This is a genomic window from Prauserella marina, from assembly GCF_002240355.1.
GTDB lineage: Bacteria > Actinomycetota > Actinomycetes > Mycobacteriales > Pseudonocardiaceae > Prauserella_A > Prauserella_A marina.
This window is the reverse complement of record NZ_CP016353.1, coordinates 4,589,853-4,604,732: the sequence shown is the minus strand read 5'-3', so window position 1 is coordinate 4,604,732 and position 14,880 is coordinate 4,589,853. Positions and strand designations below refer to the sequence as shown.

Here is a 14,880-nt window from a genome sequence, read left to right as displayed (position 1 = left end):
GTATATTCCCGTACGGATATATTCCACATATGGCAACTACGTTTGAGGTGCTGGCCGAACCTCGGCGCAGGGAGATCCTCGATTTGCTCCGGGATGGCGAACGGGTCGTCGGCGACCTCGTCGAACGGTTGCCGATCCCGCAGTCCTCGGTGTCGAAACACCTGCGGATACTGCGGGAGGCGGGACTCGTCGCCGTGCGCCACGACGCGCAGCGGCGCTGGTACCGGATCAGTCCAGGGCCGCTGCGGGAGATCGACGACTGGCTCGCGCCCTACCGGAGGCTGTGGGACGACGCGCTGGACAAACTGGAACGTCATCTCGACACCATGTCCGACGGCCCGGCCGAGACAGTCCACAATGCACGAAAGGAACGTGAGTCGTGAACAACGCTCTTCACAAGGCAGGCGAACACTGGGAACTTCGCTTCGAGCGGAACTTCGCCCACCCGCCATCCACCGTGTGGCGAGCCATCACCGAACCCGAGCAGCTGAGCCAGTGGTATCCCTTCGCGGCCGTCGAATGGAACTTCACGGTGGGCGGGACGCTGCTGTTCAGGGACGACGAAGGCACCGAGGTGAGGGCGGAGGTCACCGAGATCGATCCGCCGAAAGCGTTCGCCTTCGAGGAGTTCGACGAGGAGACCGGCGTTCACCTCCTTCGCTTCGAGCTCACCGGCACCGCCGAAGGGTGCGTATTGCGGTTCACCCATTCCTTCGCCGACAGCACCTGGGCCGCGCAGACCGAGACCGGATGGCTCGCCTGCCTCGACGTGCTCGACCGGGTCGTGTCCGGCGCTGCCGCGGAGGGATGAGAAAGGACGGAGCATGAATCAGCGACTCGGCACGGTGACCCTCGTCGAGGGAAAACCTTTGCTGCGCTTCGAAAGGACGTTCCCGCATCCGAGGGAGAAAGTGTGGCGCGCGATCACCGACCCGGCCGAGCTGGCGCACTGGTTTCCCGCCGAGCCGGACTTCGAGCCTGCCGCCCGTGCGCCGATCCGGTTCGGTTTTCCCGCCGCGGACGACGCTTTCGCGCACGGCGAGGTCGTCGAGTTCGACCGGCCAAAGGTTTTCGCGTTCAGCTGGGCCGATTCGCTGCTCCGCTTCGAACTGCTGCCGATGAAAGGCGGGTGCACCCTCGTGTTCACCCACCTTCTCAATGGAACCGACACCTCGGGTGACCTGCCTTCGGTCGCTCGGCAGGCTCCCGGCTGGGACGGCTGCCTCGACCGGCTCGGCTGCCTGCTCTCCGGCGAGAACCGGGAAAGTGCCGCCGGAGCGTGGTTCCTGGAAAGGGCGGAGGAGTACGTCGAGCGGTTCGGCCTCGCGCGGGGAAGCATCGAACACGAAGGCAACGGCTGGCTGATCACGTTCGAGCGTGACCTCGTTTCGTCTATATCGGACGTGTGGACCCTGCTCGCCGGAGACGGGGAGATCCGGCCCGGCACCGAGCCGCCCGTCGCCTTCACCCATGGTTACCAGCCGACCGGGGCGATCACCGAGGCCGTCCCGGGGCGGGTGCTCGAATACGCGGTTCCCGAAGACTCCTCGGACAGCGGGAGGGTGAGGTTCGAACTGCGGGACCAGCTCCCGATCGGGACGAGGCTCGTGCTCAGCCAGCACGTTCCCTTCGCGAGCGAAGCCGACCGTGCCACGTTGCTCGCGGCATGGCAGACACATCTGGAGTTGTTGTTCGCCGCGCTGGCCGGAGACGTTCGCTGCCCGTGGCCCTCGGAGCGCACCGAGGCGCTGCGCGAGAGCTACGCACGCGCGGTGAGCTGATTCTCGGCGACGGGAATGAGGTCCGTCCGGCGGATGTTGGTAACGATGATTGTCCGCGTAGTCAGGGAGTGTTGCCGATGTCGTTCGTGATGACAGCCGAGGAGCGGGAGTCCTTCCTCGCGGATGTGCATGTCGGCATCCTCGCCGTGGAACGGAACGGAAGGGCGCCGCTCGCCGTCCCGGTGTGGTACGACGTCGATGACGGCGACGTCGTGGTGTGGATGGACCGCGACACCGTCAAGGACAAGGCGATCACCGCGGCGGGCAGGTTCAGCCTCGTCGTACAGTCGGAAACCCCGCCCTACCGGTATGTCACGGCCGAAGGGCCCGTGGTGAGCAACGGCGAACCGCCGTCCCGCGAGCAGGCGCTCGCGATCGCGGGCCGTTATCTCCCCGAGGCCGATGCCGAGTCCTATGTCGGCACGGACCTTGGCGACCGGTCGATCCTGGTACGTATGCGCCCGAGGTACTGGCTCAGCAACGATCAGAGCAAAACCTAGGCCCTGTCTGCCCGAAGGGGGCACGGGTGAGGCCGGGCGGGGGAGCCCGGTGGTGACCCTCCGTGCCCGTCGCGGGCAGTTCCCGCCGCCACGACGACGCCGACCAGCGGATCGGTGAATTCCTTCCATGGCGACCCCGGATCGCTCAGCCGGCTGTTGTCGGCACACCACCGCCGGTGACAGCGTTGAGAGCCGACAGCACCACGATCGGCGGCCCCGAGGGGAGCAGGGACCTTCCATGCAGGCATTCACGCTGCCCGACTTCTACTTGCCCTATCCGGCGAGAATCAATCCGTACCTCGAACGTTCGCGAGAACACACGATGGCATGGGCCGAGCGGATGGGCATGCTGGACGCCGCCGCTCACCAGGGCGGTGTCGTGTGGACAGAGGACGAACTCGCCGCGATGGACTACGCTCTCATGTGCGCCTACACCCATCCCGACTGCGGCGGCGTCGAGCTAGACCTGATCACCGACTGGTACGTCTGGGTCTTCTTCTTCGACGACCACTTTCTCGACCAGTTCAAGTACTCCCGCGACACTGCGGGCGCGAGACACTACCTCGATCGCCTCGAACTGTTCATGACCGAGGACGGCGAAACTCCGCCAGAACCGGAAAACCCCGCCGAGGCCGGGCTCAAGGACCTCTGGGAACGCACCATTCCGTCGATGTCGGCCGGGTGGCGGCGTCGCTTCATCACCAGCACCCACAACCTGATGGTCGAATCCATGTGGGAACTGGAGAACATCGAACGCGGCAGGATCGCCAATCCCATCGAGTACATCCAGATGCGCAGAAGAGTCGGTGGCGCGCCGTGGTCGGCGAATCTCGTCGAGTACGCCGTCGGAGCGGAAATACCGGACAACCTCGCCGCGACGCGACCGATGCGGGTGCTCACCGACACTTTCGCCGACGCGGTACACCTGCGCAACGACCTGTTCTCCTATCAGAGGGAAGTGAGGGAGGAAGGCGAGAACTCCAACGCGGTACTCGTCTTCGAGTCCTTTCTGGACTGCCCGACCCAGGACGCGGCCGAGTTGGTCAACGACCTGCTCACCTCCCGCCTGCACCAGTTCGAGCACACGGCGCTCACCGAGGTACCTGCGCTGTTCGCCGAGTACGCCGTTCCGCCCGACGGTCAGGCAGGCGTCACCGCCTACGTGAAAGGCATGCAGGACTGGCAGGCAGGCGGGCACGAATGGCATGCGCGCTCAAGCAGATACATGAACGAGGGAGCCGAGAAACCCGGTGTCGGCGGGCTTTCTGGCCTCGGCACGTCGGCGGGAAGGCTGTCGCTGCTGCCGGGATCGCGGCAGCGCGTGCGCAGGCACTCCCACATTCCGTTCCAGCCGGTGGGGCATCTCGAACTGCCGGAGATCAGGATGCCCTACCCCGCGCGGGTCAATCCGCACCTCGACCAGTCGAGGGCGGACATGATCACGTGGGCGAGGGAGATGGGCTTCTACGACTCCTTGCCAGGGGTGGAAGCGGGCGGCGTGTGGGACGAGGACCGCTGCGCCGGAATCGACCTGCCGCACTGCGCGTCCGGCCTGCACCCCGGCGCCGATCTCGACGCGCTCAACCTCGCCTCGCACTGGCTGGCGTGGGGAACCTACGGTGACGACTACTACCCGGTCGTCTTCGGCGCGGGGAGACACCTTCCCGAGGCGAAGGCGCAGACGGAGCGGCTCAAGATGTTCATGCCGCTCGACCTGGAAAGCCCGGCCGAGCCGGTCAACGGGCTCGAACGCGGGCTGGCCGACCTGTGGCTGCGAACGGCGGGCCCGATGCCGGATCCGGCGCGAGCGCGGTTTCGCGACACGGTCGACGACATGCTCGACGCCTGGCTGTGGGAACTGATCAACCAAGCCCAGAACCGCATTCCCGACCCCATCGACTACGTCGAGATGCGCAGGAAGACCTTCGGGTCGGACATGACCAAGGCGCTGTCAAGGCTCACCGAGTCGGCGATCGTCCCGGAAGAACTCTTCCACAACCGCGTATTGCACGAACTGGACACGGCGGCGCAGGACTTCGCCATGTTCGTCAACGACCTGTTCTCCTACCAGAAGGAGATCCAGTTCGAGGGCGAGCTGCACAACATGGTGCTCGTCGTGGAGAACTTCCTCGACGTGGAAAGGGCCCGTGCTAGGGACATCGTGGTGCGGCTCGTGGACGCCAGACTCGAACAGTTCGAGCACATCGCCGACGTCGACCTCCCCGCGATGTGTGCCGAACTGGATCTAGCCCAGCCGGTGAGAGAAGCGCTCGAAGGACACGTCGAGCATTTCAAGAACTGGATGTCCGGAATCCTCGAATGGCACCGGAAATGCGTTCGCTATCAGGAGCAGGAATTGCGCCGAGTCGCGGGCGGCATTTCCCGCCGCGACCGGAGTTTCCTGCCGTCGGGCCCGGGAACCGAACTGGCAAGGCTCGGCACGTTACTCGGCGCGGGCTGACGGCTGATCGGGTTCAGCCGCCGGTCCGTGATCCGTGGCCCGCTCAGCCGGTGGCGGTCACGGGAGTGCTGGGGGAGGAGGCGCTCGGCGCGTCGCCCTGCGCGCCGAGCGCCTCCCTCATTCCGCTGGCCGCGAGCCGGTCGGCCCGCTCGTTGTCCGGATGTCCCGCGTGTCCCTTGACCCAGTGCCATTCGATGGTGTGCGGCGCGGCGGCGGCTTCGAGCCGCTGCCACAGGTCGGCGTTCTTCACCGGTTCTCTCGCCGAGGTCAGCCAGCCGTTGCTCTTCCAGCGGGCCAGCCACTGGGTGATGCCGTTGCGGACGTAACTGCTGTCGGTGTAGAGAGCGACGACCGATGGCCGGGTCAGCGCTTCAAGCGCTTCGATGGGCGCGGTCAGTTCCATCCGGTTGTTGGTCGTCGTGGCAGGTTCGCCGCCGTGCAACTCACGCTCGTGATCGCCGTACCGCAACACCGCGCCCCAGCCGCCTGGACCGGGATTCGGGCTGCACGCGCCGTCGGTGTAGATCTCGACGACGTTCGCCCCGCTGTCAGCCACCCGGCGACCCTAGCAAGCTCAGCCGACCGCGAGCGCGATCACCTGGCTGACCTCCTCCTCCGCGAAGTTGTCGTCGCTGACGAGCACCAGCGTGCGTTCCCCGCTCGGCAGGTCGGGACCCCAGGTCATGCCCTCCACGTTGTCGACAGTGGACAGTGGAAGGTCCGCGAGGTCGACGAGCGGTTCCTTGTGCATGGGCTGGATGCCCACCGTGGCGAGCGAGCGAGTTCCCCTGGTGTCGGTGGCGCCACGGACGTCGGCGGTGAAGATCTTCACGCCGAAACCGGCGCCGGGGACGTAGGTGCGCTCAAGCACCAGGTACCGGCCGGGCTCGTCCGGATCGGCCAGAATCGCGGGGACCCCGGTGTCCGGGCTCCACGGACTGGTCGGGTCGGCCTCGGCGAAGAGCGGGTCGAGCGGATAGGCGTACTGGGCGAGCACCTCGCCGGAACGGCTCTGCGTGGTGACCCTGGTGAGCGCGCCTTGCTCGGTCGTCGGTTCCTCGCCGTCCTGCACAAGCGGTCCCTCGACGGCGCTGGTGAGCGTGGCGCCGCCGCGGTCGAACGTGATCGCCTCAAGGACGAGGTTGCGCCGCGGCCCCTGCTCGTCCCTCGTGATCGTGTAGTCGGCTGGCAGCGGCAGCGAGCGCAGGTAGCCGCCGTGCCTCGTCGAGGCTTGGATGGAAGGCTGGATCAACGGCTCGTCACTCGCGAGATCCTTGGGGCGGTTGCCTTCCTGGCTCCACCAGTATTGGCAGTTCCACGGGTCGACCCTGATCTCCTCGGGATCGACGGCCTTGCCGTCCTTTGCCGTCGGCGAAGGGTAGGTGGCGCCGTCCGGCTGCCTCAGCGCGTGCGTGCCGCTGATGTCGACGCCGTGCACGCCGGCCGCGTCGACGTCGATGGCGGCGGTGTAGAACCGCGCCGGCTGCTGGTAGGAGCGGTCGTCGCTGATCATGACGTACTCGCCGGTGCAGGGGTCGCGGTCGATGCCGGAAAGGCCCCCGACGGTGGTGCCCTCGTAGTCCATTTTGTGCGGGATGATCGCCTCGCCGAGCAAGCGGACGGGCTGCTCGGCCGCCTCGGCGGTTGCCGGCGTCAGCGCGGTCGTGGCCGTCATGAGCGCGGCGACGAACGCCGGTGCGAAAGAAGATGTCATGAACCGCACCATTCCGAACGCGGCGCCTGAACCGGGCGGTTCGCGTGGCCCCGGATGGTGTGTCCATGCCATTCTCACCCGGCCAGGTGGCTGACGTGACCGTCCACTGTGGCTTGTGGACTGAGCCTCACTGCGTCGTAGGAGACGAGCTACCGCTTCGGCGTTTTGTCGGTTAGAGCCCATCACGGCTGGTCGAAGAAGTCCTCGTCGACCTTCTTCAGAACAAAGACGCTCTCGTCCTGCACGCCGACGTTGTGCAGAACCATCAGTTCGGCCAGCCGTGTACCGCTTGGCCTGGATGTAGACCCTGTCGAGGCCGAGCACGTCCTGCCGAACCACGCCGTCGATGCCTCCGTCGCCAGGTCGGCCCCAGTGCTCGGCGACACCGGCTCTGCCGCCATAACCCATCGCGGTGAGCAGGGTCAGGACAAGCCGCTCCAGAAAGGCGGGTTCCTCCGCGAGAATTCGTCGGAGCAGTTCGTCGGCGAGTGCCGCGTTGTTCGCCCTTGCCGCTCCGGCGATTGCTTCCAGTGGGTGTTCACCCGTGGACTCCGCGGGGCCGGCCGACGTGCCAGCTTCACCGTTCTTTCCGACCTTGTCGCCCATCGTCCTGGTACGGAAGTCCTGATACTCGATGAACTGGGAGAGCAACTGCATGTCGACTCTCTTCGGGTTGTCGGCGAGAACGTCGCGGCCCGCTGGGTGAGCCGGACGTGAGAGCGTCGTGGCCGGTCGAGAAGGCCGGCCTGGACCAAGTGCGTGATGGCCCATTGGACTCTGCTGTCGAACCGGCCGCCGCCACTGTCCAGCCGATCGGCCAATTCTTCGTCGGTCGCCCCGAACTGCTCCGCGCAGTGGTCTCGGATCAGTCGCCACGAATGTACGTTTCCATCGACGGTGTATCCCAGAATGGGCAGCATCGCGTATTGAAAATTGGGCATCGCCATCGTGCCCCCAGTGACTGACCGTGACTACCGTGCGAGCAACCAGTCTGTCGTCACGACCGCGGATCGTCTACCTGTTCACCAGCCTCTGACGTATCGCGTCAATCGGCCAGGTGAGGCCGCTGTTCGCCCAGGTGTAGCTCATTGAGTTACATCTGGCTACACTAACTCTCATGAAGGTAATTACCCAGCGCGAGTTTCGTAACAACTCCGCTGCCGTCATGGATGCTGTCGAGGCCGGCGAGATCTACCACGTCACTCGCAACGGCGTCGAGGTGGCAGAGCTGCGGCCGGTACCTCGAAGGCGGCGCCTGACCGCAGAGGAGTTGGTCCAAAGGCATCGAGGGCTACCGAAGGTCGAGGCGGCCCAGATGCGGCAAGAGGCTGACGAGTTCTTCGGTACCGAAGATCGTGTTGATCCTGACGACGCGTGGGAGCGCGACCGTGGCTGAGCGTCACGAGGCGGGTGTGCTCGACACCTGTACCTACATTGATCTTGGTCTGCTCGACTCCTCGGCACTGCCGAAGATTCCGGAGCTCACCGCTGTCACCATGGCTGAACTCCATCAGGGGGTGGCGATGGCGAAGGACGCCGAGGTTCGCGCGGCGCGCACGGAGAAGCTCGGTGCCGCGATCGTGGACTTCGCCCCGCTTCCGTTCGACGGTGATGCCGCTGCCCGGTATGGAACGTTGGTCGCGCTGGTCCTCGCGGCGAACCGGGACCCCCGGCCTCGGCGAATGGATCTGATGATCGCTGCCATCGCGTCGTCGCGAGCGTTGCCCTTGTATACGCGGAACGAAGCCGACTTCACAGGATTGGGCAATATGGTCGAGGTCGTCGGTATCTGAGTAAGATCCGCGTCCGGCTGGGCATGTCGGGACCGCCCGACCCCATCGCGCGCCATGATCTGGAGGTCCCGTGCCGAAAGTGCCTGACGCTCGGAGGGCCGGCCGCGCGGCGGTCAACGCGCTGCGGACGCTTCTGGAGCGACACAATCACATCGTTCAGGAAGTGGACGGTCAGAACGACTTCGGTGAGGATCTGCACGTCACGTTCACCGAGAACGGCGAGGTCGCCGGAGATCTGGTCAAGATCCAGGTCAAAGGCGGTCGTTCGTGGCGCAGGGCCGACGGTTACGCCGTGCCGGTCGGAGACCACGGCGACACCTGGGCGAACGGCAACATTCCGGTGCTCTGCGTCGTGCACGATCCGGATACCGGCGGTCTCTACTGGGTCAATGCCACCAAGGAACTGCGGTCGGCACGGCGCGACGGCGAAGTGCTCAAGACGATCACCATTAGCCCGAACGAGCAGTTGGCCGACAATTCCATTGTGGACTTCGTCGCCGAGGTCAGGCACTATCTGAGCCTCTACCGGGGCAACCGGGTGATCCAGGCCCAGCTGGGCGAGACGGCAGGCGTCGAGTTCGGTCCATCGGACATCGTGCAGCACCACGTGAACGTGTACGGCGAGGATCTGATCTTCTGGCAGCGCAGAGGTGAGGGCTTCGCGACGCTGCTCCACAGCGACCTTGACTGGTATCCGCAGCACTTCGGCCCTGAGCATTTCCATCCCGGCGGTCGACCAGGCTTGCTGCCTCGCGCGCCCGGAGTGGCGCAAACGATTCTGAACACGGCTGAGGCGCATTGGCTGGAGGCCTGTATCGACGCGGCTCAATGGGCTCGCGAACCCGCCGCTGGGGAGCCGCCGCTGCACACCAACATCGACGCGCGTGACAACTATGTCGCCAGACGAATCGAACACCGTCTTTGGATCGAACCCGATGCCCTGACCCGGGCGATCCAGAAAGTCCGCACCGACACCACGGCCGATCACGAGCTGATCACTACTCTCAGAGAGTTGGAGTCGGATGCCGAGGCCGACGCCGAAGCGCTCTCAACACCGTGGCGCGAGATGTCGGAAAAGGCACGCCGACTCGTCACGTTCTACCTGGTCAAGGAAGTACGCGTGGGTTCGCCTTCGCTGCCGATCGACGAGCAGTTCCGGATCGTTTGGCGATGCCCCCGGCCGACTGCGGAATACGGTTTTGGCGCGCGGATAGGACAACCGAGTACCCGCAGGTTGGTGAACCGGGAGTTGGTGTTGGCCTTCCAACTCAGGCCGGGCGATAGAATCTTTTGGCTGAGCCGGTACGGCAACGAGCGCGGCCGGACCGTGTCGGCCGTCTGGGATTCCGAGGACACCCCCGGAGCCGTATGCGTTCTTTTCGATCAGCTGATGCTGGGAGACACCTTCTGGCCAGAGGAGCGGTTCGTGCGGAAGGTGTCCGCCAAGACGCGCTGATGTCGCGGCGGCAGACTCGACGAGCGGCTCCGCTCACCAGCCTCGTTCGCGCCATTCGGCCAGGTGTGGCCGTTGTTCGCCGAGTGTCGAGTCGTCTCCGTGTCCGGGGTAGAACCACGTCTCGTCGGGTAGCTGGGCGAAGACGCGTTGTTCGACGTCGTCGAGCAGGGACGTGAAGTCCTCGGCCGAGTTCGTCTTGCCTACCCCGCCGGGGAACAGCGAGTCGCCGGTGAACAGGTGTGGCCGTTCCTTGTCCCGGTACAGCAACGCGATCGAACCAGGGGTGTGCCCGCGCAGATGGATGACCTCCAGCGTGCAGTCACCGACGCTGAGGGTGTCGCCGTGCTCGACGAGATGGTCGGGAGGAACCGGCAACGGGTCGGCGTCGGCGGGGTGTGCCGCGGTGTAGGAACCGTTCGCCCCGGCGACCGCGCCGAGCGCCTGCCAGTGGTCGGGATGCTGATGCGTCGTCACGACCGTGCGCAGCGCCGGCCGGTCGGGACCGTGCCCGATGAGATCGGAGATGCGTTCCGAGTCGCTGGCCGCGTCGATCAGCAACGCCTCGTTGGTCGCCCTGCACACCAGCAGATAGGCGTTGTTGTCCATGGGACCGACGGACAACTTGGAGATGGTCAGCGCGTCGAGGGTGCGCCGCGTGGCGTCCCCTCCCGGTTCGACGTGCCCGGTGTACTCATCAACGACGTTCACCCCAGACACCGTAGCGGCCCTCGGGTGAGCGCGAATACCCGATCCTGCTCACACCGCTTCCGCGTCGGCGCTGCGGAGAGCGACGGGATGGCTCCACCCGGCCTACGAGGGCCTGCCCAGCTCGGTTAGTGTGCCTTCCACGCAGAAGTCGAGTCTGGGGAAAGAAATTGACCGCGACGCCAGCCCCTGCCACCGCGACCTCGTCGCGAAAGATGAGCTGGGATGTCATCAGGGTCGTCGCGATCTTCTTCGTCATCGCGGGGCACGTGACCGGCCTGGCGAGCAGAATTCCCGGCATCGAAGGATACCCGTTCTCGCTGGCGATCCCGTTCGGGACCGTGACACTGCTCGTGCTTTCCGGCTATTTCATCGGTCCGACGATCCGCAAGGGCGACGCGGGCCGCTGGCTCAGGGCACGGCTGTCGAGGTTGCTGCCCGCCTACCTGGTCGCGGTACTGCTGACCTACTGCGTCACCCGCTACGCCGTGGTGACCTTCAACGGCTGGTGGCACCAGCCGGGGGTGCTCGGCATGCTGTTCGGCGATCCGGTCCGCCCCTCTGTGCCGACGGTGGAGTTCCCGTGGCACGTACCGGACCTCAACGACCTGTTGCTGAACGTGCTGTTGCTGCACGAGTGGAATCCCGACCTCGTCCACCGGATCGACGGCTCCTACTGGACATTGCCGGTGCAGGTGATCGCCTTCGTGTGCGCGGCGCTGTTGTGGCGGAGCAAACTGCGGCACCGGGTGCGCCCGCACACCGTGCTGTGGGCCGTCACCGCGATCTCGGCTGCCTCCCCGCTGCTGAGCCTGTTCATGAGCAGCGTGCCGACGGCGACGGGAACGTTCTACGGCCATCTGTTCGCCGCCGGCATGGCGATCTGGCTGTGGCAGCACGACCGGCTGCCTTCGCTCCAGCTCGTGATGCTGTTGTCGGCCGCGGTCGGCCTGCACGCGCTGAGAGCGAGCGCGCCGGAGGTGGCCTCCGTGATCGGTCTCGCCGTCATGCTCGTGCTCATGTGCCTCGCCGCGAAGGGGCCCGACTGGGACGTACCGGTCGTGCGCCTGCTGCGAAGGCCCATCTCCTGGCTCGCCGGGATCAGCTTCGGTCTGTACCTGGTCCACCAGCAGCTCGGCTACGTACTCGCGAGGTGGCTCTCGGAGGCCGGTTTCGGTCCGTGGTGGTTACGCTTGACGGTGATTGTCACCGCCGTGGTCGTCGCCGCCTGGCTGCTGACAGTCCTCGTCGAACGACCGGCGTACCGTGTGCTGACCAGGCCGCGCACTCGCGGGACCAACTCCGCGGTCGCCGTCCCGACCAGGGCGAACGCGGAGCCGGCGGTTTCTGTCGGTGGTGCGACCTAGCATGGTGGCGGCCGGTCCTTATCGGCATTCCACACACCAGTGAAGGGACCTTCGGGTGGCTGATCGCCTTGTAGTTCGCGGCGCCCGCGAGCACAATCTGCGCGGCGTCGACATCGACCTGCCGCGAGACAGCATGATCGTGTTCACCGGCCTCTCCGGTTCGGGCAAGTCGAGCCTCGCGTTCGACACGATCTTCGCCGAGGGCCAGCGCCGTTACGTCGAGTCGTTGTCGGCCTATGCCCGGCAGTTCCTCGGTCAGATGGACAAACCGGATGTCGATTTCATCGAGGGGCTTTCGCCCGCCGTGTCGATCGACCAGAAGTCCACCTCCCGCAACCCTCGGTCGACGGTGGGCACCATCACCGAGGTCTACGACTACCTCAGGCTGCTGTACGCGCGAGCGGGCAAACCGCATTGCCCGCAGTGTGGTGAACCGATCAGCAAGCAGACTCCTCAGCAGATCGTCGACCAGGTGCTCGACATGCAGGAAGGCACCCGGTTCCAGGTGCTGGCGCCCGTGGTGAGGGGAAGGAAGGGCGAGTACGTCGACCTGTTCGCGAACTTGCAGCAGCAGGGCTACGCGCGGGCGAGGGTGGACGGCACGGTGTACTCGCTCACCGATCCGCCGAAGCTGAAGAAGCAGGAGAAGCACGAGATCGGGGTCGTGGTCGACCGGCTGACGGTCAAGGCGAGCTCGAAGCAGCGGCTGACCGACTCGGTCGAGACGGCGCTGCGACTCGCGGACGGCCTGGTCGAACTGGAATTCGTCGACCTCCCCGAGCACGATCCGCACCGCACGCGTGGCTTCTCGGAGAACCTTGCCTGCCCCAACGGGCATCCGCTCGCCATCGAGGACCTCGAACCCCGGTCGTTCTCGTTCAACTCGCCCTACGGTGCCTGTCCCGAATGCACGGGCATCGGTGTGCGCAAAGAGGTCGATCCCGAACTGGTCGTGCCAGACGACGAGCTGTCGCTGGCCGAGGGCGCCATCGCGCCGTGGTCGGGAGGGCAGAGCGCGGACTACTTCGAACGGTTGCTCGAATCGCTCGCCCAGACCATCGGATTCCGCATGGACGTCCCGTGGCGAAGGCTGCCCGCCAAGGCGCAGAAGGCCGTTTTGCACGGTGTCGACGACCAGGTGCACGTCAAGTACCGCAACCGGTATGGAAGGCAGCGCTCGTACTACGCGAGCTTCGAGGGGGTCATCCCGTTCCTCGAACGGCGCCACGAGCAGACCGAGTCGGAATGGTCGCGTGAGCGCTACGAGGGCTACATGCGCGAGGTGCCCTGCCCTGCCTGTCAGGGCACCCGGCTGAAGCCGGAGATACTCGCGGTGACGCTCGAACACGCTCAGCAGGGCGAACGGTCGATCGCCGAGGTGTGCGCGTTTTCGGTGTCGGAGGCTTCGGTCTTCCTCGACGAACTGGTGCTCGGCAAGCGCGAGTCCATGATCGCCGGCGCGGTGCTCAAGGAAATCCAGGCCCGGCTGCACTTCCTGCTCGACGTGGGCCTCGACTACCTCTCGCTCGACAGGGCCGCCGGCACGCTGTCGGGAGGCGAGGCCCAGCGGATCCGGCTGGCCACTCAGATCGGCTCAGGACTCGTCGGGGTGCTGTACGTGCTGGACGAGCCGTCGATCGGGCTGCACCAGCGCGACAACCACCGGCTGATCGACACGCTCACCCGGCTGCGCGATCTCGGCAACACGCTGATCGTGGTCGAGCACGACGAGGACACCATCAAGTCAAGCGACTGGGTGGTCGACATCGGTCCTGGCGCGGGCGAGCACGGCGGCCACATTGTCCACAGTGGACCTTACAAGAAGCTGCTCAAGAACCGGAAATCGCTGACGGGCGAGTACCTTTCGGGGCGAAGGGTCATCGACGTTCCCGCGATTCGCAGGCCGGTGGACAAGAAGCGGCAGCTCACCGTCGTCGGTGCGCGTGAACACAACCTGCGGGGTATCGAGGTCTCGTTCCCGCTCGGGTGCCTCGTTTCGGTCACCGGTGTCTCCGGCTCGGGCAAGTCCACTCTCGTCAACGACATTCTCGCGACGGTGCTGGCGAACAAGCTCAACAACGCGAGGCAGGTGCCAGGCAGGCACACCAGAATCAAGGGTCTCGATCAGGTCGACAAGCTCGTGCGGGTCGACCAGTCGCCCATCGGCCGTACGCCGAGGTCGAACCCGGCGACCTACACCGGTGTGTGGGACCACGTGCGCAAGTTGTTCGCGGCGACCACCGAGGCCAAGGTGCGTGGCTACCAGCAGGGGCGGTTCTCGTTCAACGTCAAGGGCGGCAGGTGCGAGGCGTGCGCGGGTGACGGGACCATCAAGATCGAGATGAACTTCCTTCCCGACGTGTACGTCCCGTGCGAGGTGTGCAAGGGCGCGCGGTACAACCGGGAAACCCTTGAGGTGCACTACAAGGGCAAGACGGTGTCCGATGTGCTCGACATGCCCATCGAGGAGGCAGCCGAGTTCTTCGAGCCGATCAAGGCCATTCACCGGCACCTGCAAACCCTGGTGGACGTCGGGCTTGGTTACGTGCGGCTCGGTCAGCCCGCTCCCACCCTGTCGGGCGGGGAGGCGCAGCGAGTCAAGCTCGCCAGCGAGCTGCAAAAGCGGTCGACGGGCAAGACGGTGTACGTACTGGACGAGCCGACGACGGGGCTGCACTTCGAGGACATCCGCAAGCTGCTCGCCGTCATCAACGGGTTGGTCGACAAGGGCAACACCGTGATCGTCATCGAGCACAACCTCGACGTGATCAAGACGTCGGACTGGATCGTCGACATGGGGCCCGAGGGCGGCTCCGGCGGTGGAACCGTGGTCGCGCAAGGAAGTCCCGAGGATGTCGCGGTCGTCGAGGGAAGCTACACGGGCCAGTACCTGAAGCCCGTCCTCACCTGAGCGTCGCCACGCCCGTCGCGGCGCCTGCCGGGGTGGCCAGGTCCGCTGGGCGGCGGCCGTGTCGCGGCGTCTGCCCGGGGTGGCGTGCGTTGGTGGCGCCGTGCGTCGTGGTGCTGCGTGCCCCATGGGGATGGGCGGCGGCGCGAGCCGTGGGGTGGCGGGCGGCGTGGGCCGTGGGGACGGCGGCGTGGA

At 65.9% G+C, this 14,880-nt stretch carries 14 protein-coding genes and 1 pseudogene; 10 read left to right on the top strand and 5 right to left on the bottom strand.

All coding sequences use genetic code 11. The features are described from left to right. Positions 1–29 precede the first annotated feature (29 nt). From BAY61_RS21585 to BAY61_RS21565, 5 genes are all read left to right on the top strand, one after another. Positions 30–383 (top strand): ArsR/SmtB family transcription factor, encoded by a 354-nt coding sequence (locus BAY61_RS21585; protein WP_091809821.1) that lies wholly within the window; start codon positions 30–32, stop codon positions 381–383. Further along, complete coding sequence (locus BAY61_RS21580; RefSeq protein ID WP_091809823.1) at positions 380–811, top strand: SRPBCC domain-containing protein; 432 nt, start codon at positions 380–382, stop codon at positions 809–811. Before BAY61_RS21585 ends, BAY61_RS21580 begins: the two co-directional genes overlap by 4 nt. 13 nt (positions 812–824) lie before the next feature. After that, positions 825–1,781: an SRPBCC family protein gene (locus BAY61_RS21575; protein ID WP_091809825.1), complete on the top strand. Its 957-nt coding sequence runs from the start codon at positions 825–827 to the stop codon at positions 1,779–1,781. Between the two features lie 77 nt (positions 1,782–1,858). After that, positions 1,859–2,281 (top strand): pyridoxamine 5'-phosphate oxidase family protein, encoded by a 423-nt coding sequence (locus BAY61_RS21570; RefSeq protein ID WP_091809827.1) that lies wholly within the window; start codon positions 1,859–1,861, stop codon positions 2,279–2,281. Between the two features lie 238 nt (positions 2,282–2,519). Then, a complete protein-coding gene (locus tag BAY61_RS21565; protein ID WP_091809829.1) occupies positions 2,520–4,742 on the top strand; it encodes a terpene synthase family protein in 2,223 nt (740 codons plus the stop codon). 43 nt (positions 4,743–4,785) lie between these two features. On the opposite strand, the gene rnhA is transcribed toward BAY61_RS21565, so the two are convergent. The 4 genes and pseudogenes from rnhA to BAY61_RS34030 all read right to left on the bottom strand — a co-directional run bounded on the left by rnhA (position 4,786) and on the right by BAY61_RS34030 (position 7,376). Then, a complete protein-coding gene (gene rnhA / locus BAY61_RS21560; RefSeq protein WP_091809831.1) occupies positions 4,786–5,298 on the bottom strand; it encodes a ribonuclease HI in 513 nt (170 codons plus the stop codon). Positions 5,299–5,316: 18 nt separating this feature from the next. Further along, the gene (locus tag BAY61_RS21555; protein WP_245865316.1) at positions 5,317–6,456 is read right to left on the bottom strand and encodes an esterase-like activity of phytase family protein; all 1,140 of its coding nucleotides are present in this window, start codon (positions 6,454–6,456) and stop codon (positions 5,317–5,319) included. Between the two features lie 336 nt (positions 6,457–6,792). After that, positions 6,793–6,864, bottom strand: a pseudogene (locus tag BAY61_RS34035) (hypothetical protein); the annotation flags it as partial. Between the two features lie 14 nt (positions 6,865–6,878). Next, positions 6,879–7,376, bottom strand: a complete 498-nt coding sequence (locus BAY61_RS34030) for a winged helix-turn-helix domain-containing protein (protein ID WP_425439990.1) — start codon at positions 7,374–7,376, stop codon at positions 6,879–6,881. A 197-nt stretch (positions 7,377–7,573) separates the two neighbouring features. Between BAY61_RS34030 and BAY61_RS21545 the strand changes: the two genes are divergently transcribed. The 3 genes from BAY61_RS21545 (at position 7,574) to BAY61_RS21535 (ending at position 9,705) form a co-directional block, all read left to right on the top strand. Continuing rightward, positions 7,574–7,852 carry a type II toxin-antitoxin system Phd/YefM family antitoxin gene (locus BAY61_RS21545; protein ID WP_091809834.1) on the top strand — a complete coding sequence of 93 codons (279 nt, stop codon included), beginning with the start codon at positions 7,574–7,576 and terminating at the stop codon, positions 7,850–7,852. Next, positions 7,845–8,249: a type II toxin-antitoxin system VapC family toxin gene (locus BAY61_RS21540; protein ID WP_170140298.1), complete on the top strand. Its 405-nt coding sequence runs from the start codon at positions 7,845–7,847 to the stop codon at positions 8,247–8,249. Before BAY61_RS21545 ends, BAY61_RS21540 begins: the two co-directional genes overlap by 8 nt. Before the next feature lie 79 nt (positions 8,250–8,328). Then, positions 8,329–9,705, top strand: coding sequence for a DUF4365 domain-containing protein (locus BAY61_RS21535; protein WP_211323633.1), 1,377 nt, complete (start codon positions 8,329–8,331; stop codon positions 9,703–9,705). Between the two features lie 33 nt (positions 9,706–9,738). On the opposite strand, the gene BAY61_RS21530 is transcribed toward BAY61_RS21535, so the two are convergent. Next, on the bottom strand, positions 9,739–10,413 hold the full coding sequence (locus BAY61_RS21530) for an MBL fold metallo-hydrolase (protein ID WP_091809839.1): 675 nt from the start codon (positions 10,411–10,413) through the stop codon (positions 9,739–9,741). A 167-nt stretch (positions 10,414–10,580) separates the two neighbouring features. Here BAY61_RS21530 and BAY61_RS21525 point away from each other — a divergent pair, with 167 nt between their 5' ends. Both BAY61_RS21525 and uvrA read left to right on the top strand, forming a co-directional pair. Then, positions 10,581–11,777 carry an acyltransferase family protein gene (locus tag BAY61_RS21525; RefSeq protein WP_338061499.1) on the top strand — a complete coding sequence of 399 codons (1,197 nt, stop codon included), beginning with the start codon at positions 10,581–10,583 and terminating at the stop codon, positions 11,775–11,777. A gap of 55 nt (positions 11,778–11,832) precedes the next feature. Then, entirely contained in the window at positions 11,833–14,688 is a 2,856-nt protein-coding gene (gene uvrA / locus BAY61_RS21520; RefSeq protein WP_091809842.1) for an excinuclease ABC subunit UvrA, read from the top strand. Positions 14,689–14,880 lie beyond the last annotated feature (192 nt).

What these genes read in the sequence shown, in the direction of transcription:
- BAY61_RS21575 (WP_091809825.1), top strand. Translation starts at nt 825, where the DNA reads ATGAATCAGCGACTCGGCACGGTGACCCTCGTCGAGGGAAAACCTTTG.
- BAY61_RS21565 (WP_091809829.1), top strand. Translation starts at nt 2,520, where the DNA reads ATGCAGGCATTCACGCTGCCCGACTTCTACTTGCCCTATCCGGCGAGA.
- BAY61_RS21585 (WP_091809821.1), top strand. Translation starts at nt 30, where the DNA reads ATGGCAACTACGTTTGAGGTGCTGGCCGAACCTCGGCGCAGGGAGATC.
- BAY61_RS21545 (WP_091809834.1), top strand. Translation starts at nt 7,574, where the DNA reads ATGAAGGTAATTACCCAGCGCGAGTTTCGTAACAACTCCGCTGCCGTC.
- BAY61_RS21555 (WP_245865316.1), bottom strand. Translation starts at nt 6,456, where the DNA reads ATGACATCTTCTTTCGCACCGGCGTTCGTCGCCGCGCTCATGACGGCC.
- BAY61_RS21570 (WP_091809827.1), top strand. Translation starts at nt 1,859, where the DNA reads ATGTCGTTCGTGATGACAGCCGAGGAGCGGGAGTCCTTCCTCGCGGAT.
- BAY61_RS34030 (WP_425439990.1), bottom strand. Translation starts at nt 7,376, where the DNA reads ATGCTGCCCATTCTGGGATACACCGTCGATGGAAACGTACATTCGTGG.